Origin of the sequence: Nocardiopsis suaedae, assembly GCF_027706745.1 — a bacterium.
Taxonomy (GTDB): domain Bacteria; phylum Actinomycetota; class Actinomycetes; order Streptosporangiales; family Streptosporangiaceae; genus Nocardiopsis_A; species Nocardiopsis_A suaedae.
Window position 1 is genome coordinate 18,535 of the sequence record NZ_JAQFWP010000070.1, and the last position, 16,843, is coordinate 35,377.

14 protein-coding genes are annotated in these 16,843 nt (G+C 74.8%); 6 read left to right on the forward strand and 8 right to left on the reverse strand.

What is annotated here, in order from left to right; all coding sequences use genetic code 11:
* Positions 1 to 70 precede the first annotated feature (70 nt).
* The 4 genes from infB to rimP all read right to left on the reverse strand — a co-directional run bounded on the left by infB (position 71) and on the right by rimP (position 5,089).
* On the reverse strand, positions 71 to 3,043 hold the full coding sequence (gene infB, locus O4U47_RS26320; protein WP_270680670.1) for a translation initiation factor IF-2: 2,973 nt from the start codon (positions 3,041 to 3,043) through the stop codon (positions 71 to 73).
* Positions 3,044 to 3,255: 212 nt separating this feature from the next.
* Complete coding sequence (locus O4U47_RS26325) at positions 3,256 to 3,570, reverse strand: YlxR family protein (protein WP_270680671.1); 315 nt, start codon at positions 3,568 to 3,570, stop codon at positions 3,256 to 3,258.
* A complete protein-coding gene (gene nusA, locus O4U47_RS26330) occupies positions 3,554 to 4,579 on the reverse strand; it encodes a transcription termination factor NusA (RefSeq protein ID WP_270680681.1) in 1,026 nt (341 codons plus the stop codon). The genes O4U47_RS26325 and nusA overlap by 17 nt, the downstream gene beginning before the upstream one ends.
* A 24-nt stretch (positions 4,580 to 4,603) precedes the next feature.
* Positions 4,604 to 5,089, reverse strand: a complete 486-nt coding sequence (gene rimP, locus O4U47_RS26335; RefSeq protein ID WP_270680672.1) for a ribosome maturation factor RimP — start codon at positions 5,087 to 5,089, stop codon at positions 4,604 to 4,606.
* A 298-nt stretch (positions 5,090 to 5,387) separates the two neighbouring features.
* On the opposite strand from rimP, the gene O4U47_RS26340 reads away from it, so the two are divergent.
* Together O4U47_RS26340 and O4U47_RS26345 are read left to right on the forward strand one after the other, a co-directional pair.
* On the forward strand, positions 5,388 to 5,900 hold the full coding sequence (locus O4U47_RS26340) for a ferritin family protein (protein ID WP_270680673.1): 513 nt from the start codon (positions 5,388 to 5,390) through the stop codon (positions 5,898 to 5,900).
* Positions 5,897 to 6,379 (forward strand): ferritin-like domain-containing protein, encoded by a 483-nt coding sequence (locus tag O4U47_RS26345; RefSeq protein WP_270680674.1) that lies wholly within the window; start codon positions 5,897 to 5,899, stop codon positions 6,377 to 6,379. Before O4U47_RS26340 ends, O4U47_RS26345 begins: the two co-directional genes overlap by 4 nt.
* A 38-nt stretch (positions 6,380 to 6,417) precedes the next feature.
* Here the strand turns inward: O4U47_RS26345 and O4U47_RS26350 are convergent, their stop codons facing one another.
* Together O4U47_RS26350 and O4U47_RS26355 are read right to left on the reverse strand one after the other, a co-directional pair.
* On the reverse strand, positions 6,418 to 8,169 hold the full coding sequence (locus O4U47_RS26350; RefSeq protein WP_270680675.1) for a proline--tRNA ligase: 1,752 nt from the start codon (positions 8,167 to 8,169) through the stop codon (positions 6,418 to 6,420).
* Positions 8,170 to 8,348: 179 nt separating this feature from the next.
* Complete coding sequence (locus tag O4U47_RS26355; protein WP_270680676.1) at positions 8,349 to 9,866, reverse strand: endonuclease/exonuclease/phosphatase family protein; 1,518 nt, start codon at positions 9,864 to 9,866, stop codon at positions 8,349 to 8,351.
* 273 nt (positions 9,867 to 10,139) lie between these two features.
* Here O4U47_RS26355 and O4U47_RS26360 point away from each other — a divergent pair, with 273 nt between their 5' ends.
* From O4U47_RS26360 to O4U47_RS26370, 3 genes are all read left to right on the forward strand, one after another.
* Entirely contained in the window at positions 10,140 to 11,210 is a 1,071-nt protein-coding gene (locus O4U47_RS26360; RefSeq protein ID WP_270680682.1) for an LLM class flavin-dependent oxidoreductase, read from the forward strand.
* Complete coding sequence (locus tag O4U47_RS26365) at positions 11,207 to 12,322, forward strand: phenylacetate--CoA ligase family protein (RefSeq protein ID WP_270680677.1); 1,116 nt, start codon at positions 11,207 to 11,209, stop codon at positions 12,320 to 12,322. The genes O4U47_RS26360 and O4U47_RS26365 overlap by 4 nt, the downstream gene beginning before the upstream one ends.
* Positions 12,323 to 12,456: 134 nt before the next feature.
* The gene (locus O4U47_RS26370) at positions 12,457 to 14,067 is read left to right on the forward strand and encodes an AMP-binding protein (RefSeq protein WP_270680683.1); all 1,611 of its coding nucleotides are present in this window, start codon (positions 12,457 to 12,459) and stop codon (positions 14,065 to 14,067) included.
* Positions 14,068 to 14,116: 49 nt separating this feature from the next.
* Here O4U47_RS26370 and O4U47_RS26375 read toward each other — a convergent pair whose 3' ends face one another.
* Entirely contained in the window at positions 14,117 to 14,629 is a 513-nt protein-coding gene (locus O4U47_RS26375; RefSeq protein ID WP_270680678.1) for a Zn-ribbon domain-containing OB-fold protein, read from the reverse strand.
* Between the two features lie 49 nt (positions 14,630 to 14,678).
* The gene (locus O4U47_RS26380; protein ID WP_270680679.1) at positions 14,679 to 15,860 is read right to left on the reverse strand and encodes a thiolase C-terminal domain-containing protein; all 1,182 of its coding nucleotides are present in this window, start codon (positions 15,858 to 15,860) and stop codon (positions 14,679 to 14,681) included.
* A gap of 203 nt (positions 15,861 to 16,063) precedes the next feature.
* Here O4U47_RS26380 and O4U47_RS26385 point away from each other — a divergent pair, with 203 nt between their 5' ends.
* Entirely contained in the window at positions 16,064 to 16,594 is a 531-nt protein-coding gene (locus O4U47_RS26385; protein ID WP_270680684.1) for a flavin reductase family protein, read from the forward strand.
* Positions 16,595 to 16,843: the final 249 nt, after the last annotated feature.

Genomic DNA, 16,843 nt, shown 5'->3' on the forward strand with positions numbered 1-16,843 from the left:
TGGCGGGCCGTCGAGGGGTGGTGGGAACGGGGGGCGGGGCCCCGCCGGAGCGGGGCCCCGCACCGCCGTGTCAGTCGCGCGGCTTCTCGCGCATCTCGTAGACCTCGATCACGTCCTCCAGGCGGAGGTCGTTGTGGCCGAGGCCGATACCGCACTCGTAGCCCTCGCGGACCTCGGTGGCGTCGTCCTTGAACCGGCGCAGGGAGTCCACGTTGAGGTTGTCGGAGACGACCACCCCGTCGCGGACGAGCCGGGCCTTGGCGTTGCGCCGCACGATGCCGCTGCGGACGATCGAGCCGGCCACGTTGCCGATCTTGGGGACCTTGAAGATCTCGCGGATCTCCGCGGTACCCAGGGTGGCCTCCTCGTAGATCGGCTTGAGCAGGCCCTTGACGGCGGCCTCCACTTCCTCGATCGCCGAGTAGATGACCGAGTAGTAGCGGATGTCGACGCCCATGCGGTCGGCGAGCTGGCTGTTCTTGCCCTCCGGCCGGACGTTGAAGCCGATGATGATGGCCTCCGACGTCGCCGCCAGGTTGATGTCGTTCTGCGTGATCGCGCCGACACCGCGGCCGACGATGCGGATGCCGACCTCGTCGCCGCCCGCGTCGATCTTGAGCAGCGCCTCCTCCAGGGCCTCCACGGAACCGGACATGTCGCCCTTGATGAGCAGGGGCAGCTCGGTGCGCTCCCCCTCCTCCAGGGTCTTCTGCCAGTTGTCCAGGGTGACCCGGCGGGTGGCCTTGGCCTGCTGGGCGAAGCGCTCGCGCGCCTCGCGCTGCTGGGCGATCTGGCGGGCCACCCGGTCGTCCTTGACGACGAGGAAGTTGTCGCCGGCGCTGGGCACGTTGGTCAGGCCCAGCACCTGCACCGGCCGGGACGGCTCGGCGTTCTCGACGTTGTTGCCGTTCTCGTCCAGCATGGCCCGCACGCGCCCGTAGGCGTCGCCGCAGACGATCGAGTCGCCCACGCTCAGCGTGCCGCGCTGCACCAGCACGGTGGCGGTGGAGCCGCGCCCGCGGTCGAGGTAGGCCTCGATCGCCAGGCCCTGGGCCTCCATGCCCGGGTTGGCCCGCAGGTCCAGCGCCGCGTCCGAGGTCAGCACGATCGACTCCAGCAGGGCGTCGATGTTCTCCCCGCGCAGCGCGGAGATGTCGACGAACTGCACGTCGCCGCCGAACTCCTCGGCGACCAGGCCGTACTCGGTGAGCTGGGCCCGGACCCGCTGCGGGTCGGCGCCCTCCACGTCGATCTTGTTCACCGCGACCACGACCGGCACGTTGGCCGCCTTGGCGTGGTCGATGGCCTCGGCCGTCTGCGGCTTGACGCCGTCGTCGGCCGCGACCACCAGCACCGCGATGTCGGTGGCCTGGGCACCGCGGGCACGCATGGCGGTGAACGCCTCGTGGCCCGGGGTGTCGATGAAGGTGATCTTGCGGTCCTCGCCGTCCACCTCGGTGGAGACCTGGTAGGCACCGATGTGCTGGGTGATGCCGCCGGCCTCGCCGCCGATCACGTTGCTGTTGCGCACCGTGTCCAGCAGACGGGTCTTACCGTGGTCGACGTGGCCCATGACGGTGACCACCGGCGGACGCGGACGCAGGTCCTCGTCGGTGCCGGCGTCCTCGCCGAACTCGATGGAGAAGGACTCCAGCAGCTCGCGGTCCTCGTCCTCCGGGCTGACGACCTCGACCCGGTACTTGAGCTCCTCGCCGAGGAGCTGCAGGGTCTCGTCCGGCAGCGACTGGGTGGCGGTGACCATCTCGCCCAGGTGCATCATGACCTGGACCAGCGACGCCGGGTTGACCTCGATCTTGTCACCGAAGTCGGCGAGCGAGGCGCCGCGGGACAGCCGGATGGTCTTGTTGTTGCCGCTGGGGATCTTCACGCCGCCGAAGGACGGGGCGCCCAGGTCGTTGAACTCCTGACGGCGCGCCTTCTTCGACTTGCGGGAGCGCCCGCGCGGACCGCCGGGACGCCCGAAGGCGCCCGCCGTGCCGCCGCGGCCGCGACCGCCGCCCGGACGGCCGCCGAAGCCGCCGGGACGCGGGCCGCCGAAGCCGCCCGGACGCGGACCGCCACCGCCGCCGCCACTACCGGGGCGCGGGGCACCGCCGCCACCGCCGCCGCCGGGACGCCCGCGGCCGCCGCCCCCACCGCGGCCCGCACCCGCGGGCGGGGTGGGCCGGGAGGCCGGCATGTTCATCGGGCTGGGGCGCGGACCGCCGGGAGGCGGACCCGGCTTGGGACGCGGACCGCCCTGACCGCCGCCGCCACCGGGGCGCGGGGCCTGCGGACGCGGGGCACCGCCGCCCTGGCCCCCGCCCGGACGCGGGGCGCCCTGGCCGCCGCCGGGGCGCGGACCGCCCTGGCCGCCGGGACGCGGGGCCTGCGGACGCGCGCCGCCGCCCTGGCCGCCGCCGGGGCGCGGGCCGGGCTTGGCACCCTGGCCGCCACCGCCCTGGCGCGGGCCGGGCTTGGCGCCCATACCCGTGGCCTGGGTCGAGAACGGATTGTTACCGGGGCGCGGACCGGACGAACGCGGACCCGGCTTGGGACCGGGCTTGGGCGCGCCGCCGCCGCGCTCGCTCTTGGGGCCCGGCTTGGGACCGGGCTTGGGGGCCGCCTGGCCGCCCTGGCCGCCCTGACCGTCCTGGCCGCTCTGCGCGGCGGCCGGCTTCGGCTCGGACTTCGGGGCGGGCTTGGGGCCCGGCTTGGGGGCCTCGGCGCTCGGCGCGCCGGGCTTCGGGCCGGGCTTGGGGCCCGGCTTCGGGCCGGGCTTGGGGGCCGCCGGCTTGGCGGCCTCACCCGGCGCGGACTCGCCGCGCGGACGCGGCTTGGACTCCGACGCGGACGGCTTGGAGCCGCCCTTGGAACCTGCGGAGCCCGGCTTCAGCTCGTCGGTGAGCTTGCGCACGACCGGCGCCTCGATCGTCGAGGACGCCGAACGGACGAACTCTCCCAACTCCCGGAGCTTGGCCATGACGACCTTGCTCTCGACTCCGAGCTCCTTGGCGAGCTCGTACACCCGGACCTTCGCCACTGCTCTCCTCTACTCGGTCCGGGACATGCGCTGTGCCGGACCGTCGCTAGCTTGACGTACTCATCGCTGCGTACTCATCGAGCGCTCATCGCAATCTCGACCCGCTTCCTCGTCGTTACACAACAATGGGTCTGTGCGCCGGTGTCCCGGCATGGCAAGACCCGCCGACGCCTGTTCGGTACAACCGCGGTGTCGGCGTGATCATTCCAACCCTATCCGGAACGGCCGCCGCCTCCAACGCGCGGACCGCCGGAGAAGTAGGCGGCCGCACGCGAGGTGTCGAGCCGCCCGCGGGCCCGGAAGGCCCGCTGGAACGCTCCGCGCCGCTCCGCCGACGCCCAGCATGCGGGGTCGGGGTGGAGGTAGGCGCCGCGTCCCGGCGCCCGCCGCTCGGGGTCGGGGGTCACCAGGGCGCCGTCGGCCACCAGTCGTACCAGGTCGGACTGAGCCGCCCGAGACCGGCACCCCACGCAGGTGCGTACGGGGGGTCGCCGGCCGCTGTCCCCGATTCTAGCGCGCTCCGGCATCGTCCAGGCCGTCCTGGGGGTCGGCGCCGTCGGGCAGCCCGACCACCGGCTCGTCGCCGTGGGCGTCGGAGCGGATGTCGATCCGCCACCCGGTGAGCCGGGCCGCCAGCCGGGCGTTCTGCCCCTCCTTGCCGATGGCCAGCGACTGCTGGTAGTCGGGCACGGTCACCCGGGCCACCTTGGCCGCGGCGTCGACCACCTCGACCCGGTCCACCCGGGCCGGGGACAGCGCGTTGCCCACGAACACGGCCGGATCCTCGGAGTGGTCGACGATGTCGATCTTCTCGCCGTTGAGCTCGGCCATGACGTTGCGGACCCGGCTGCCCAGCGGGCCGATGCAGGCGCCCTTGGCGTTCACCCCGGGCTTGTTGGAGCGCACCGCCATCTTGGTGCGGTGCCCGGCCTCGCGGGCGATCGCGGCGATCTCCACGGTGCCGTCGGCGATCTCGGGGACCTCCAGCTCGAAGAGCTTGCGCACCAGGTTGGGGTGGGTGCGCGAGAGGGTCACCGACGGGCCGCGGTGGCCCTTGCGGACCTGCACCACGTAGGCGCGGAGCCGCTCGCCGTGCCCGTAGTCCTCGCCGGGCACCTGCTCCTGCGGGGGCAGGACGGCCTCCACCCGGCCCAGGTCCACCAGCACGTTCCGCGGGTCCTTGCCCTGCTGGATGATGCCGGAGACCACCTCGTACTCGCGCCCGGCGTACTCGCCGAGCGTCAGCTCGTCCTCGGCGTCGCGCAGCCGCTGCAGGATGACCTGCTTGGCGGTGGAGGTGGCGATGCGCCCGAAGCCGGTGGGCGTGGCGTCGTACTCGCGGGCCTGCCCGGTCTCCTCGTCGGTCTCGGAGGCCCACACGGTGACGTGTCCGGTGGAGCGGTCCAGCTCGACCCGCGCGGAGGCCTCGGTCCCCTCCTGCCGGTGGTAGGCGATCAGCAGGGCGTCCTCGATCGCCTTGACGACCAGGTCCACCGAGATGTCCTTCTCGCGCTCCAGGCTGCGCAGGACGCTCATGTCGATATCCACGGGGCTCCCCCTCTAGTCCGCCGCGGCTTCGCCGTCGGCCGGGCGGCGGAATTCCACCTGGACCTTGCCCCGGTCGAGGTCGGCGTAGCGGTACTCGGCCCGCTCGCCGCCGACGTCGAGCACCACGCCCTCGTCGCCGGCCTCCTCGACGCGCCCGGTGACCTCGCCGCCGTCGGCGAGGTGGGCCTGCACGAGGCGGCCGCGGGAGCGGCGCCAGTGCCGGGGAAGGGTCAGCGGCCGGTCCACACCGGGGGAGGTCACTTCCAGCACGTAGGGGGCGCTGCCCATCTCCTCGGACGCGTCCAGCGCGGCCGAGATGTCCTGGCTGACCGTACCGACCGCGTCCAGGTCGACCCCGTCGTCGGAGTCGACCACCACACGCAGCAGGCGCCGCTTGCCGGCCGGGGTGACCTCGACGGCCTCCAGCTCCAGCCCGGCCTCGGCCAGCACCGGTTCGAGCAGGGCGGCCAAGCGGTCTTGGCGAGCCTGCGCCCCCATCTGCGTTCCTCCTCGGGAATTCCGCCCGGTCCCGCGGGCGGGCGCCGGGGCGGTCCAGCTATACACGAAAGTCGGCCGCACGTCGCTGCGAGTGCGGTTTGGCCTACAAGGGTATCCACAACCGCGGCCTCTCCAGGCAATCCGCGCGCCGCCCGGACCCCGCGGGTCCGCGGGCGGGAGCGCGCCGGCGGAAGCGGAGCGGAACGGGAACGCCGCCACACCCCCGCTTCGCGCGGCCGTGCCCCCGTCTCATGGAAGGATTGGCGGGGCACTGCGTCGACGGCGAAGGAGATCGGATTTGGGCGTGAGGGGCGGCACCGCCGGTACTTCCGTCACCCGCCGCACCGTGCTCGCTGCGGCGCTCATGGCCGCTGCGGCGAGCGGCTGCCAGGGGGCCCACTGGTATCCGAGCGAGGTGGGGCCCGACGAGCGCGTGCTGCGCGGGGCCATCGCCGACAAGGAGCGGCTCATCGCGCGCTACCGTGCGGCGCTGGGCGCCGACGAGGGGCCTGCCGACCTGCTGGAGGAGTTCCTGGCGCACCACGAGGACCACCTGGCGACGCTGCGCGGGCGGCTGCCGGACACCGAACGGCCGCGCGAGGACCCGGAGGCCTCCCCGTCGCCGTCCCCGTCGCCGGTGGGCGGCGAGCCGGTGGACGCGGCCGGGCTGCGCACGGCCGAGGAGGCGGCGGCCCGCTCCCGGGCGCGCCAGTGCGGCGACGCCGGGGACCCGGCGCTGGCGCAGCTCCTCGCGTCGATCGGGGCCTGCGAGATCGGACACGCGCACAAGCTCGGTGAGGAGGTCGGGTGAGCGAGACGGCCGGGGCGTCGCCCACGCCGGAGGCCACCGCGGAGGTGGAGGCGCTGCAGAAGGCGCTGCGGGCCGAGCACGCGGCGGTGTACGGGTACGGGTTCATCGGGGCGCGCAGCGAGGGCGGCGAGCGCGACCGGGCCGCACGGCACCTGGACGCGCACCGGGCGCAGCGGGACACGGTGCGCGCGGAGCTGGTGGACCTGGACGCGGTGCCCGCGCCCGCGGAAGCCGCCTACACGCTGCCCGGGTCCGACGGCCGCGATGAGCTCGCGGAGTTCGCGCGGCGCATGGAGGGCACCTCGGCCCAGGCGTACCTGGAGGTGGCGGGCACCGCCGAGTCGGGGCCGCTGCGGGGGTTCGCCGCGGAGTCGCTGCAGGGGGCGACGGTGCGCACCCTGGAGTGGGGCGGCGGGTTGGACACCTTCCCGGCCTACCCCACAGGCGATCCGGACGAGCCGAACGATGAGGACGACTAGGGCGCCGACCCGGCGGTCGGCGCCCTCGCCGGGCCGCCCTACTCGGCGGCCACGGCGGCGGCGACCGTGTCGGCCGCGCCGTCCAGGGCGATCTCCCGCCGGTCGCCGGTGCGGCGGTCGCGCAGCTCCAGGACGCCGTCGGCCAGGCCCTTGCCGACGATGAGCGAGGTGGGCACGCCCAGCAGCTCGGCGTCGGTGAACTTCACGCCCGGGGAGACGCCCTTGCGGTCGTCGACGAGCACCCGCAGGCCGCGCTCCTCCAGCTCGGCGGCCAGGCCCAGGGCGACCTCGATCTGCTCGCCCTTGCCGGTGCCGACCACGTGCACGTCGGCGGGGGCGGCGGCGCGCGGCCACACGATGCCCTTGCCGTCGTGGGACTGCTCGACGATGGCGGCCACGACACGGGAGACGCCGATGCCGTAGGAGCCCATGGTGACCCGCTTGGGCTTGCCGTCGGGGCCCAGCGCGTCCAGCTCGATGGCGTCGGTGTACTTGCGGCCGAGCTGGAAGACGTGGCCGATCTCGATGCCGCGGGCGGTGTAGAGGGTGCCGCGGCCGTCGGGCGAGGCGTCGCCGTCGCGGACGTCGGCCACGTCCAGGACCCCGTCGGGGGTGAAGTCGCGGCCGCAGACCAGGTCGACCACGTGGTGGTCGGGGCGGTCGGCGCCGGTGACCCAGCGGGTGCCCTCGACCACGCGCGGGTCGACATAGAAGCGCAGCTTGTTGTCGAGCAGGGCGTTCGGCCCGACGTAGCCCTTGACCAGGAAGGGGCGGGCCGCGAAGTCCTCCTCTTCGAGCAGGGCGACCTCGGCCGGCTCCAGCGCCGCCTCCAGGCGCTTGACGTCGACCTCGCGGTCGCCGGGCACGCCGATGCCGATGACCTCCCACTCGGCCGCGCCGGGCTCGCGGACCTTGACGAGGACGTTCTTGAGGGTGTCGGCGGCGGTGAAGGTGCGGCCGAGCCCGGCGCCGTTGAGGTGGTCGACCAGGGTCTCGATGGTGGGCGTGCCGGGGGTGTGGTGGACCGCCGCCTCGGGCGGCCCGTCCAGCGGGAGGGCGGCGGGGGCGGGGACGCGCACCGCCTCGACGTTGGCCGCGTAGTCCGACTCGGTGCTGCGGACGAAGGTGTCCTCGCCGACGGGGGTCTCGGCCAGGAACTCCTCGGAGGCCGAGCCGCCCATGGCGCCGGAGGTGGCCGCGACGATGACGTAGTCCAGGCCGAGGCGGTCGAAGATGCGGACGTAGGCGGCGCGGTGCCGCTCGTAGGACTCCTGCAGGCCCGCGTCGTCGATGTCGAAGGAGTAGGAGTCCTTCATGTGGAACTCGCGGCCGCGCAGCACCCCGGCGCGGGGGCGGGCCTCGTCCCGGAACTTCTCCTGGATCTGGTAGAGCGTGACCGGGAAGTCCTTGTAGGAGGAGTACTCGCCCTTGACCAGGTGGGCGAAGACCTCCTCGTGGGTGGGGCCGAGGACGTAGTCGGCGCCCTTGCGGTCCTTGAGGGCGAAGAGGGTGTCGCCGTACTCGACGGCCCGCCCGGTGGCCTCGTAGTACTCGCGGGGCAGCAGGGCGGGCAGCAGCAGCTCCTGGCCGCCGATCGCGCCCATCTCCTCGCGCACGACCCGCGCGACGTTCTCCAGGACGATCTTGCCCAGCGGCATCCAGGAGTAGATGCCCGGGCCGGTCCGGCGGACGAACCCGCCGCGCACCAGGAGCTTGTGGCTCGGCACCTCGGCGTCCGCCGGGTCCTCACGCAGGGTGCGCAGGAACAGGGTCGACATCCGCAGCAGCACGGCCACTCCTCAGTGGTTGACGGTGCACACGCCGGTGCACGGAGAAACGGGTCGGTCATTCGGGTGTGGAGGGGGTTTCCAGGCTAGCGGCCCCGGTGGGCGGGTGCAGCCGGAAAAAGGGGCGCCGCCCGCCCCTCGGGGGAGAGGGTGGGCGGGCGGCGCCCGGGGGAGGCGAGGCGTCAGCCTCCCAGGGAGAAGGTCGTCATGACCGAGGCGTGGTCCGAGGTCCACTCGTTGTCGGCGTGGTCCGGGTACACCTCCGGCTCGCCGGCCACCAGGGTCTGCGACTCCTCCACGGCGAGTGGGCCCGCGTAGTAGATGAAGTCGATGCGGTCCTGGGGCTCGTCCACCCCGGTGGCGCCGTCGCGCTTGGGGAACAGCGGCGACCAGGTGGTGCCGGGGACGTCCGCCGGGTCGGGGTGGGCCTCGCGGAAGGAGTCGGTCAGCCCGGCGTCGGTGGGCACGGTGGAGGCGGGCCAGGGGACGTCCGCGTAGCCGCAGTTCTTCTCCCGCAGCTCCTCGGTCCAGTCCAGGTGCGACGGGGAGTTGAAGTCGCCCATGAGCAGGACCGGGTCCTCGTCGGCGGCGGCCAGGTCGTCCTGCATGGCCTCGACGGTGTCGGTGATCTGCGGGGTGCGGCCGGACTCGGCCTCGCGCTCCAGGATGCGCTCGACGCTCATGCCCGAGTCGCAGGCGTCGTAGGGGCCGTAGGGGGTGTAGCCCAGGTGCACGTCCCAGACGGCGACCTCGGAGTCGGTGCCGTCCAGGGCGATCTTGACGCTCCCGGAGGCGTTGACGGTGCCGCGCTCCTCGGTGATCGGGTAGCGGCTGATCACACCGAGGCTGCCGGAGGACTGCCAGTGGTCCCAGCCCAGGGCGTCCGCCAGGCGCTCGGCGGCCTCGCCCTCGGTCTCCTGCAGGCCGACGATGTCGGCGTCGGACTCGATGAGGTAGCGGAGCTGCTTCTCGTGGTACCCGTTCACCTGCGTGCCGGCGTGCCAGGTGTTGTAGCTCATCACGTTGAGCTCGCCGACGAGGTCCTGGTTCTCCTCGCGGACCGGGATGGCGGCGGTGATGGAGGCCGTGGAGCCGTCGGCGCCGGTGGCCTCGATCTCGACCTCGGCGTCCCTGTCACCGTCGGGCGTGCCGGTGAGGGTGCCGTCCTCGGCGACCTCGACCCAGCCGCGGCCGCCGGTCTTGCGGAAGGCGACCCCTTCGCCGCCGCCGGAGACCAGGCCGCCGACCGAGGCCTCGTAGGCGTCGCCCTCACGGGCGTTGCGCAGGGTGATGCCCTCGGTCGGGAAGGACACCGGCCGGTCGTCGGCCACGGTGAAATCGACCGGGTCGGCCAGCCAGGCGTAGCCGTCCTTCGCCAGGAGGTAGGCGGTGTAGTCGCCGGCGCGCAGCCCGGAGGTGTCGACGGTGGCCTCGCCCTGCGCGTCGGGCGCGTAGGTCCAGGCGAGGGAGGGCTCGGTGTACTCCTCGTCGACCGGCCCCTCGCCGCCGCGGTACACCCCGATCCAGTTGGTGCCGTCGGGCGCGTCCGTGCCGTAGGCGAACCGGGCCTGCTCGCCGACGGCCACCGGTCCGGCCAGGGCCAGGGTCCCCGCCTCGGCCTGCGCCGGGGCGGCCGCCCCGGCCAGGACGGCCGCGGCCGCCGCGGCGGACGCGATCGCGCGTCTCCACCAGCCTCGCATCGTGCCTCCGTTCTCACTGCGCGTGCGCAGGTCGCACGCGTTGACGGCGCACGACCATCGCACAGCGCACGGCGGCCGAACCCCGGGTAACGGTTCGGAGAAGGTTACGCTCTTCCTAATCGGAAGCAGGTAAAGCGCCAGCGGAGCGCGGGGACCGGGCCAAACATCGCCGCCCCGGCCGCCCGGCGGCGGCCGGGCGATTCGTTGTGGGCTCGTCACCCCGCTGATACACTACCAAGCGTTCGCTTGGTTGGTACCGACCCCGGAGGCGCCATGGCGTCCCTGCGCATCAGCCTGGGATACGAGGTGGAGGTCCGCGGCCGCACCCGCGAGGTGGAGCGGCGCGCCTTCGAGAACACCCTGGCCCAGGCCGAACTCGCCGACGAGCTGGGCTATGAGGCCGCCTGGCTCGTCGAGCACCACTTCACCCGCGGCTTCTCCCACTCCTCGGCCCCCGACCTGGTGCTGGCCGCCGTCTCCCAGCGCACCCGGAACCTGCGGCTGGGGCTGGGGGTGGTGCTGCTGCCCTTCCAGCCGCCGGTGCGCACCGCCGAGCGCGTCGCCACCCTGGACGTGCTCTCCGGCGGCCGGGTGGAGTTCGGTACCGGGCGCGGCGCGTCCCCCCTGGAGTACCAGGCCTTCCAGCGGCCGTTCGAGCAGTCGCGGCGGATCTGGGAGGAGTCCCTGGACGCCGTGCTGGAGATCTGGCGGGCCGACGGCGAGCCCGTCACCCTGGACGGCCCCTACTTCCAGGTGCCCGGGGTCTCGGTGCTGCCCCGGCCGGTGCAGGAGCCCCACCCGCCGGTATGGGTGGCCTCCACCAGCCTGGAGGGGTACCTCGCCGCCGCCCGGCGCGGGCACAACCTGCTCGGCATGACCATGCTCAAGGGCCTGGACGACGTGGCCGAGGACATCGCCGCCTACCGGCGGCAGCTGGCCGAGAGCGGCTTCGACCCGGACAGCCGCCGGGTGGCGCTGATGGTGCCCTGGCACGTGGCCCCCACCCGGGACGAGGCCCTGGAGACCGCCGCGGACGCCGTGCTCTGGTACATCCGCCGCCAGGTCAACCTGGTGACCCCGCCGGGCTACTACGACGCCCGGCACGCCACCCACCGGGTGCTCGGCCAGCTCGCCGCGGGCATGGCGCCCGAGGAGGCGCTCGACGTGCTGCGCGAGCACCACATGGTGGTGATCGACGACGTGGCCGGATCGCGCGAGGCGGTGCGGCGCATCGCCGAGGCCGGCGCCACCGACCTGCTGCTGCAGGCGCAGGTGGGCGGGCTGGCCCACGAGCACGTGTGCAACTGCCTGAAGCTGTTCCGACAGGAGGTGGCGCCCTCGTGAGCGGGCGGACATGGATCCGGGCCGACCTCCCCGGGCCCGGGACGGCCCCCGACCCGGAGGGCGAACTGCTGCTGCTCGGACCCGACGGCGTGCCCGGCGCCGCCCTGGGACGGGACGACCGGGTCTGCGCCACCGAGCTGGGCTGCTCCCTGATGGCCCGGGCCGGGGTGGCCTGGGGCGACCGGGTGGCGGTGGCGCTCAGCGCCGAGGGCGACCAGACCGGTGCCCTGGTGGCCGAGTCCGCCGCCAACGCCGGGGGCCGGACCGCGGTGCTCGGCCCGCGCGGACGGATGCGGTCGCACGCCGCGATGCGGGCGATGGACGCCACGGTGCTGGTGGCCACCCCGTGCGGGGCGGCCGACCTGCTGGCCCGGCTGCACATGGAGTTCCAGGCCGACCCGCTGGACCTCGGCCTGCGGCGGATCCTGCTGGCCGGGGAGATCGCCCCGGACGCGCTGCGGCGGCGGCTGGCCGCCGAGTTCGGGGCCGAGGTCGGCGACCTGTTCATCGACCCTCTGCTGCAGGTGCCCGTCGCCTACCGGCCGTTCGGGACCGAGGGCGCCGACGGGTTCGAGGCCGCGCTGTCCGGGACGATCGGGCTGGCGCCGCTGGACGCCGACACCGTGTACGAGCCGCCCTACCCGGCCGGGACGGCGGAGATCGTGACGCTGCCCGACTGGCGCCCGAAGTTCCACGGGATGGTGGTGCGCACCGGGTTCACCGCCGAGCCCGCCGCGGGCGCCACCGCGGTCCCCGTCCCCTCGGGGACCGTCGGCGAGCGCGTCCTGGTGCGGGGGCGGTGGCTGCCGCTGCCGCGCCTGGAGCGCGAGCTGGCGCGGGTCGACGGGATCGGTGCCTGGGAGCTGCGGGTGTCCCGCCCCGGGACGCTCGACCTGGCCGAGCTGCGTGTGGCCTTCAGCCGGGCCTCCCTCATCGGCGACCGCATGTGGACGGCGCGCATCGAGCAGGCGCTGGCGTCGTTCTCCCCCGTGCGGATCGCGGTCGTGGTGGAGGACGAGGCGCGGGACGAGGGCGGCGCGGGCCGGCTCACCGATGAGCGCGGGCACCACCTGGCGCGCGACAGGGGCGACGCGCGGGCCCGCACCGGCTGACACCGCCCCGCGGCATGCGAGGAGGACCCCCCATGGCCCAGTCCCCCGAACCTCCCGTCTCCCCCGCGTCCCCTCCCGTCCCCGACCCCACCGCCTTCCCTCCCCTCCCCGAGGGGTGGACCACCCTGCCGCGGATGCTGCGCGGCCGGGCGCGCCGCACCCCCGGGGCGGTGCTGCTGGCCGCCGACGGCGAGTGGCTGACCGCCGAGGACCTGGCGGCGCGGGCGCGGCGGATCGGCCGGGCGCTGATCGCCTCCGGTGTGCGGCCGGGCGACCGGGTCGCGCTGATGGCGCCCAACTCCCCCGCCTGGGGCGCGGCCGCGTTCGGGGTGTGGGAGGCGGGGGCCGTGCTGGTGCCGCTGTCGACCCGCTACAAGGGGCTGGAGGCGGGCGGGCTGCTGCGCCGCACGGGCGCGCGGGTGCTGATGTGCGCCGAGCGGTTCCGGGACACGCCGTCCACCGGGGCCATCGGCCGGGCCGAAGGGCGGCCGGAGGGCGGGCGCCCCTTCGCCGGGCTTCCCGGGCTGGCCGAGGCGGTGCTGCTGGACGTGGAACCCGGCGGGCCGGAGGCGCGGCGCGAGGGCACGGTGGCCTTCGCGGCGTTCCTGGACCGGGCCGGGGCGGTCCCCGAAGCGGCGGCGGAGGAGCGCGCGCTGGGGGCGGGCGGCGGCGACCTGGCCGAGGTGCTGGCGACCTCGGGGACCACGGGCGAGCCCAAGGGGGTCATGATCCCGCACGGACAATTGTTGCGGGGGTACTGGGACTGGGCCTCGGTGGTGGGCCTGGACGGGGAGGACCGGTACCCGGTCATCGCGCCGTTCTCGCACGGGTTCGGAGTGAACGCGGGGCTGCTGGCGGGGGTGATGCGCGGGGCGCGGCTGCTGCCGCAGGCCGTCTTCGACCCCGGCGGGCTGGCCGGTCTCATCGCCGATGAGGGGGCGACGGTGCTGGCGGGGCCGCCGACCCTGTTCCAGGGGCTGCTGGCGCGGCGGGCCGCCGGGGAGCGGTTCCCCGCGCTGCGGGTCGGCATCTGCGGGGCCGCGTCGGTGCCGCCGGAGCTGGTGCGGCGGCTCCTCGACGAGGGCGTGGTGCGGCGGATGGTCAACGCCTACGGGCTGATCGAGGGGACGGTGGTCTCCATGACCCGGGAGGGCGACCCGGTGGAGGTGGTGGCCGGGTCCGCCGGGCGGCCGATGCCGGGCGTGCAGGTCGAGGTGGTGGACGAGAAGGGCGGGCCGCTGCCGCCGGGGGCGCGCGGGGAGATCCTGGTCGGCGGGTCCGGGGTGATGGACGGCTACTGGGGGGACCCCGGGCGCACGGCCGAGGCGGTCGACGGGCGGGGGCGGCTGCGCACCGGGGACGTGGGCGTCATGAGCGAGCGCGGCGACCTGTCGGTGGTGGACCGGAAGAAGGACGTGTTCACCGTGGGCGGGTTCAGCGCCTACCCGGCGGAGATCGAAGCGCTGCTGGTGCGCTGCCCGCTGGTGGCGGCGGCGGCGGTCCTGCCGGTGCCGGACGAGCGGCTGGGCGAGGTGGGATGCGCGTTCGTGGTGCCCGCGGACGGCGGCGCGGGCGCCTCCGCCGCGGACACGGCGTCCGAGGTCACCGCCTGGGCCAGGGAGAACATGGCGAACTACAAGGTGCCGCGGAGGGTGGTGGCGGTGGAGTCGCTGCCGGTCAGCGCGAACGGCAAGACGGACAAGGCGGCCCTGGCGCGGCGCCTTGCCGACGGGCGGGAGAGGTGACGGGGCGGACCGTTACGGGCGAGGTCCGCCCCGTCGGGAGCACCCGGCGTCACTCGCGCGGGCGCCAGTCGACGACCTTGGTGAACGCGCCGCCGCCGGTAGGCGCCCCGGCTCCCGGGGCCGGCCCCGTGTCGGTGAAGACCGCCTCGACCGGCTGGCCGCGGCGCAGGTCGCCCGGGTCGGCACCGACCAGGCGGCCCCAGCAGTACAGCGCCGGACCGTCGTCCAGGGCCACCCGCAGCACCGTGTAGGGGGCCTCGAACGCGGGATGGAAGGTGCGGCGTGTGACGGTCCAGCCGTCGACGGTCCCGGTGCCGGTGCCTTCGCGCCACTCCCACTCCAGGGACAGGCACACGGCGCACACCTCCCTCGCGGGGAAGCGCGGGGTCCGGCAGTCGGCGCAGTACTGGACGAGGAAGCGCCCCTCCCCGACCGCCTCCCACCAGTAGGCGGAGTCCCGGTCCGCGCCGGGGCGGGGGCGCGGCGCGGCGGCCCCGCGCCCGTCCCGCCGCCGACCGTCCTGGTCCCGGACGTCCTGCCGAAGGCTCTGCGTTCGGTTCATCGGTCACCTCCGCGGTGAGCGTCGTAGGGGCGCGCCGCCCAGGGGGCGGTCACCGCCCCGCGGTCAGCAGGAGGGCTGACGTGCCCGCCAGGACATAGCCCGGCTGACCGGTGGACAGGGCCACTTCGGCGCCGTCGACCTGGCGCGGGCCCGCGTCGCCGCGGAGCTGGCCGACGGCCTCGGCGACGTGGTTGATACCGTGCACGTACCCCTCGGACAGGAATCCCCCGTGCGTGTTCACCGGCAGCTCTCCCCCGATTCCCAGGGCCTCCGAGGCGGCGAAGGGGCCGCCTTCGCCTTTCCGGCAGAAGCCGTAGTCCTCCAGTTGCACGACCACCGTCCAGGTGAAGCAGTCGTAGAGCTCCGCGAGGTCGACGTCGTCGGGGCCCAGGCCGGCCATTGCGTACAGGCGCGGGGCCAGGCGCGCGGCGGACGAGGTCGTCAGGTCGTCGCCCAGGCCGCCGGGGGCGGGCGGGGAATAGGTCGAGTGGCCTCCGGCCCAGGCCGCAGCGGCGATGTCCACGGGCGGCCTGCGCAGGTCGCGGGCGCGTTCGGCGGAGGTGACGACCAGGGCGCAGGCACCGTCGGTCTCCAGGCAGCAGTCCAGCAGGCGGAACGGCTCCGAGACCCAGGGCGAGGCGAGGTAGTCGTCGAGGGTGATGGGGTCGCGCTTGAGCGCGCGCGGGTTGGCGGCGGCGTTGGCGCGCTGGCGGACAGCGATCGCCCCGAGGTGTTCGTGGGTGGTGCCGTAGGCCTGCATGTGGGCGCGGGCGGGGACGGCGTAGTGCTGGACGGGCGCGAGAAGCCCATAGGGGGCCTGGTATTGCAGGTCGAACGCGCCCGCGGGGGCGCGGCCCTGCCCGCCCATGCGGAACTCGGAGCGCGCGTTGATGGCGCGGTAGCAGACGACGACGTCGGCGATTCCCGCGGCGACGGCCAGAGCCGCTTGGCCGATGACGGCGTGCGAGACCCCGCCGCCGCCGAACTGGTCGAGGTGCCAGGCGGGGTCGGTGATTCCGAGGGCGGGGCCCACGACCCATGGGGGGCTGGAGTCGCCGACCCGGTGGGTGGCGATACCGTCGACGTCGCCGATGCCCAGCCCGGCGTCGTCGAGGGCGGTGAGCACCGCGCGGCAGGCGAGGGCGGTGGTGCTGATACCGGAGTCGCGGCTGAACGGGGTGGTGCCCACCCCGGCCAGCGAGGCCGCTCCGCTCAGTCCCGTTCCCGCCACGGCCGCCTCCCCGGTCCGGTCCCCTCCGAGTCAAGACCGAGCAAACGCTTGGTGTCAAGAGGGCGACCCCGGCGGGTGACGGGGCGGGCTTCGGCGAGTAGGATGAAACCAAGCAAGCGCTTGGGAGATACCGAGGGGGCGACCCCGGCCGAGGACAGGAGGGCAGGCCCGTGTCAGGAGACCGAGGGGGCGCACACCGCGCCGTGGCCGAGGCGCCCCGAACCCGTTGGAACGGGGCCCACCCCGCACCGGCCCCCTTCGGATCCCGGGAGTTCCGGGACGCCTTGGGCCGGTTCCCCACCGGGGTGGTGGCGGTGGCGGCCCACGACCCGCACACGGGCCGCCCGGTGGGCCTGGCGGCCAACTCCTTCACCTCGGTGTCCCTGGACCCGCCGCTGGTGGGGTTCTGCGTAGGCCGGGCGAGCACGAGCTGGCCGGCGCTGCGGTCGGCGCCCCGGCTGGCGGTGAGCATCCTGGGCGCGGACCAGGAGGAGGCGTCCCGCCGCCTGGCGGCCAGGGGCGGCGACAAGTTCTCGGGCATCGCCTGGCACGCGTCCCCGTCCGGGGCCCCGGTCGTCGAGGGGTCGCAGGCATGGCTGGAATGCGAGGTGGAGGCCGAGCACCCGGCGGGAGACCACATCATCGTGGTGGCACGCGTCCACCACCTGTCCGACCAGGGCGGAACCGCGCCGTTGCTGTACTACAGGGGCGAGTACCGAGCCCTGGAAAAGTAGACGGGGCGGGGCCCTCCCCCTCTTCCTACGCCGCACCTCCCCCGCCAACCGGGACACCGAAGGCGGGCTCCCCTGGCGGCACCATCGTCGACTGCCGGGCGTGTGCGTGGTCACCGTGATGGGCGGCGACGGGGTGAGCGGGGCGCTTCCCCGGGCCTGCCTGCCGTCCGGCGGGCCCCTCGCAGTTCCGGCGAGCGGCTCGGCTGGTGCCCCGCTCGTGGGCTTCGGCCGTCCGGGGGGCCGGTGCGC

What these genes read in the sequence shown, in the direction of transcription:
- O4U47_RS26375 (WP_270680678.1), bottom strand. Translation starts at nt 14,629, where the DNA reads ATGAACCGAACGCAGAGCCTTCGGCAGGACGTCCGGGACCAGGACGGT.
- O4U47_RS26360 (WP_270680682.1), top strand. Translation starts at nt 10,140, where the DNA reads ATGGCGTCCCTGCGCATCAGCCTGGGATACGAGGTGGAGGTCCGCGGC.
- rimP (WP_270680672.1), bottom strand. Translation starts at nt 5,089, where the DNA reads ATGGGGGCGCAGGCTCGCCAAGACCGCTTGGCCGCCCTGCTCGAACCG.
- O4U47_RS26325 (WP_270680671.1), bottom strand. Translation starts at nt 3,570, where the DNA reads ATGCCGGAGCGCGCTAGAATCGGGGACAGCGGCCGGCGACCCCCCGTA.
- O4U47_RS26355 (WP_270680676.1), bottom strand. Translation starts at nt 9,866, where the DNA reads ATGCGAGGCTGGTGGAGACGCGCGATCGCGTCCGCCGCGGCGGCCGCG.
- nusA (WP_270680681.1), bottom strand. Translation starts at nt 4,579, where the DNA reads ATGAGCGTCCTGCGCAGCCTGGAGCGCGAGAAGGACATCTCGGTGGAC.
- O4U47_RS26370 (WP_270680683.1), top strand. Translation starts at nt 12,457, where the DNA reads ATGCTGCGCGGCCGGGCGCGCCGCACCCCCGGGGCGGTGCTGCTGGCC.